At 68.7% G+C, this 3,367-nt stretch carries 2 protein-coding genes and 1 pseudogene; 1 reads left to right on the top strand and 2 read right to left on the bottom strand.

Going from position 1 to position 3,367, the window contains the following annotated elements:
• Positions 1-450: amino acid--tRNA ligase-related protein (locus tag WAL33_RS12125; protein ID WP_422181755.1), on the top strand; the 450-nt coding region annotated here is incomplete at its 5' end.
• A gap of 82 nt (positions 451-532) precedes the next feature.
• Here the strand turns inward: WAL33_RS12125 and WAL33_RS12120 are convergent.
• Both WAL33_RS12120 and WAL33_RS12115 read right to left on the bottom strand, forming a co-directional pair.
• On the bottom strand, positions 533-1,498 hold the full coding sequence (locus WAL33_RS12120; protein WP_422181753.1) for a pentapeptide repeat-containing protein: 966 nt from the start codon (positions 1,496-1,498) through the stop codon (positions 533-535).
• A gap of 179 nt (positions 1,499-1,677) precedes the next feature.
• Positions 1,678-3,367: pseudogene (locus WAL33_RS12115) on the bottom strand (ribonucleotide reductase); the annotation flags it as partial.

The raw sequence follows: 3,367 nt of genomic DNA, 5'->3' as shown, positions 1-3,367 counted from the left end.
GAGAAGAAGGTCGACTTCTCGCACAACCCGTTCTCGATGCCGCAAGGCGGTCTGGAGGCCCTGGAGACCCAGGATCCGCTGACCATCCGCGCCTATCAGTACGACATCGTCTGCAACGGCTACGAGCTGTGCTCGGGCGCGATCCGGAACCACAAGCCGGAGATCATGCTCAAGGCCTTCGAGACCGCCGGCTACGGCGCCGAGGTGGTCGAGGCGCAGTTCGGCGGCATGCTCAACGCCTTCCGCTTCGGGGCCCCGCCCCACGGCGGCCTGGCGCCCGGCATCGACCGGATCGTCATGCTGCTGGCCGAGCAGCAAGCTATCCGAGAGGTCATCGCCTTCCCGCTGAACCAGCAGGGCCAGGACCTCTTGATGAACGCCCCGGCCGAGGCCCAGGAGCGCCAGTACAAGGAACTGCACATCCGCTCGGCCCCGCCGATCAAGGTCTAGATCGGTCGGGTGAAGCGCATACGGAAAAGCCCTCCGGTCCAACGGGATCGGAGGGCTTTTTTGTCCGAAACTCGAGCCTGACCTATTCGTCCAGCTCTTTGACGGACTTGGGCGGCTTGGGAGGCTTCGGCGGTCTGGGCGGTTTGGGCGCGGCCCTCAAGGTGGCGGCGGCCGTCGCGGCCTGGATCTCGGCGCGGTGCGCTTCGACCTGCGCCCGGGCGGCTTCGGCCTGGGCGCGGGCGAAGCTGGGGCTGACGCGGACGCGGACATTGCCCGAGCAGTTGCGGATGCTCAGCCCGCTCGGAACCCGGGTGGCGCCGTCGCCGCAAGCCTCGTCCAGCTGGTCCTGATCCAGGCCGCGGGCGTTCGACAGGTCGGCCCCGTTCAGGCTGGCGCCCGACAGGTCGGCGTTCCGGAAGTCGGCGCCGTTGAAGATCGCACCGCGCAGGGTCGAACCGGTGAACTCGGCGTCCCGGAAGTTGGCCCGCTCGAAGTTGCCGCCGCTCATGTTGCTGGCGTTCAATTCGGACGAACTGAAGTTGGCGCCCTTGGCGTTGACGCCCTGCATGTTGGCGCCGATCAGCTCGGCGCTCGACAGGTTGGCGCGCTCCAGGTTCGCGCCCTGGAAGCTGGCGCCGTGCAGTTCGCTGCTCGACAGGTCGACCCGGCCCAGATCGGCGCCGATGAAGTTGGCGCCGCTGCTCTCGATGCCCGACAGCTTGGCGTCGGTGAAGATGGCGTGCGAGAAGCCGGCGCCGCGCATTTCCGCGCCGCGCAGATCGGCCCGCGACAGGTCCGCGCCGGTGAAGTTGGAGCCGAAGAAGCTGGCGCCACGCAGGTCCGCGCCGATCAGGTTGGCCTTGGCGTAGTTGGCGCCGGTGAAACGGGCGCCGGTCAGTTTGCGGCCCGACAGCTCGCAGCTCACACAGGCGCCGCCCAGCGAGATCATCTTGGCCACGTCCTTGTCCTCGACCCCGGCATAGGCCTGGTGGGCCAGGGCTGACAGGGCGAGCGACAGAGCAGCGACAGTGATCCGCAAGCGGGGCATAAAACCTCCAAACCGGTCAAGATAAGCGACCGTGTGGGTTACGATTTGGGGCCGGCGGCGGGCAAGCGCCACTTAAATCGCGGTAATGACGGAAGTTTAACGGCCGGAGGGCGGCGAAAAGCCCTTGCGGCGAGCGGGTGGACAAAACGCCGCAGACCCGGTTCAGCCGGGTCCGACCTCTAGCCGGCGTCGCTCTCGTCGAGAAGGGCGTTGGCCTGGGTCCCGCAGCTGTCACAGATCACCAGACCGCCTTTGCGGGTCAGCGCCAGGTCGCCGCAGGCCGGGCAGACATCGCCGCTGGAGCCCACTGGACGAGGCTCCTGGTCGCGGCGGCCGCCGAACGGCAGGAACACCAGATTGTCCGGCGCCGCGCCGCGCGAGAAGCCCTTGGAGATGAACTTGCTGGCGGGCAGGGGCTCGGCCTCGACCTCGGCGTCCGGCGCGCCCTTGCCCCGGCCCAGGCCGTCGGCGTTGAACTCGCCCGGATCAGCGTTGGCCAGGTCGTCGCGTCCCAGATACGAAACGCCGAGCTCACGGAAGATATAGTCGAGGATCGAGGTCGCCGAACGGATGGAGTCATTGCCCGTGACCGGTCCCGCCGGCTCGAACTTGGTGAAGACATAAGCGTCGACGAACTCGTCCAGCGGCACGCCGTATTGCAGACCGATCGAGACGGCGATGGCGAAATTGTTCATCAGGCTGCGGAAGGCGGCGCCTTCCTTGTGCATGTCGATGAAGATCTCGCCGACCTCGCCGTCTTCGTACTCGCCGGTGTGGAGATAGACCTTGTGGCCTCCGACCGCGGCCTTCTGGATATAGCCCTTGCGCCTATCGGGCAGCTTGCGGCGGGCGCGACCGCCGCGTTCCACGATGCGCTCGACCACGCGCTCGACGATCCGTTCCTTGACCTGAACGGACGGGGCGTCAGCGGCCGTTTCCAGCGCGCGAGCCGGTTTGGGCGCTTCGGCTTCAGCTTCGGGCAGGGGAAGGACGAAACCCACCGGCGGCGCGGTTCGATTCAACCGCAGCGCCCGAACGCCGGCTCGAGCGGCGGCGGCCTGAAGGCGGGCGGCGTCGGCGGGGCGTGCGTCGAACGGCACGTCCAGCACGGCCGGAACCGCCAGGCAGGTGAAGGTTTCGACGGCGGCGATCATGGCCAGTCGGTCCACCACCGTCGGCGCCTCCACCGTGGCGAACAGAGCGCGCAGCTCGCCTTCCAGGGTTTCGCAATCCGACAAGGACCGGGCGCCGAGGGCGTGACGCTCGGCCGCCTGGATCTCGGTCTCGGAAAAACCGGCGAAGGCCAGGGTGTCGAAACCGGGATCCGTCAAGGCGTCGGCGGGGGCCCCCAGCACGTCGCTGAGAAAGCCGGCGCCGATCACGGCGGGGGCGAAGGCGGCGCGCAGGCCGTCGACGTGGCGCAGGGCCTCTTCGGCCTGTTCGATCTCGTGGGCGGTGAAGCCGCGGGCCTGCAGGACCATGTGGTCGATCGCGGGAGATTCGGCCAACGAACCGTGTCCCATGGCGTGGCGGCGAGCGGCGTCGAAGTCGGCCCCGGCCTCGGTCAGGCAGATGTGAGCCGCGGCGCTGAACGTCGGAACCAGCAGGCCGTCGGCGGTCTGGGCGGTCGAGATCGGCGCCGTGGCCGACGCGTGACCCAGGGGCTTGCCGCCCAGACGAAGAGCGGCCTCCCGATCGCTGAAGGCTGCGACCAGGCGGGGTGAACGTAGGCCGTGCTTGCGGGCCAAGCCGTGAGCGACGGCCAGGGCGGCGGCGGCTTCGGAGGCCAAAGGCGAGCGCAGGGCGGCGGCGCGTACGCGTCGCTCGGCCAAGCCGCGCAACACGGACTGGCGCTCCTGGGTGAAAGCG

This window comes from Caulobacter sp. (assembly GCF_049283275.1).
Lineage (GTDB): Bacteria > Pseudomonadota > Alphaproteobacteria > Caulobacterales > Caulobacteraceae > Caulobacter.
Note: the sequence above shows the minus strand (reverse complement) of the source record. Positions and strands in the feature narration are given on the sequence as shown.

Coding starts and splice junctions, on each gene's coding strand:
- WAL33_RS12120 (WP_422181753.1), bottom strand. CDS start 1,498: ATGCCCCGCTTGCGGATCACTGTCGCTGCTCTGTCGCTCGCCCTGTCA.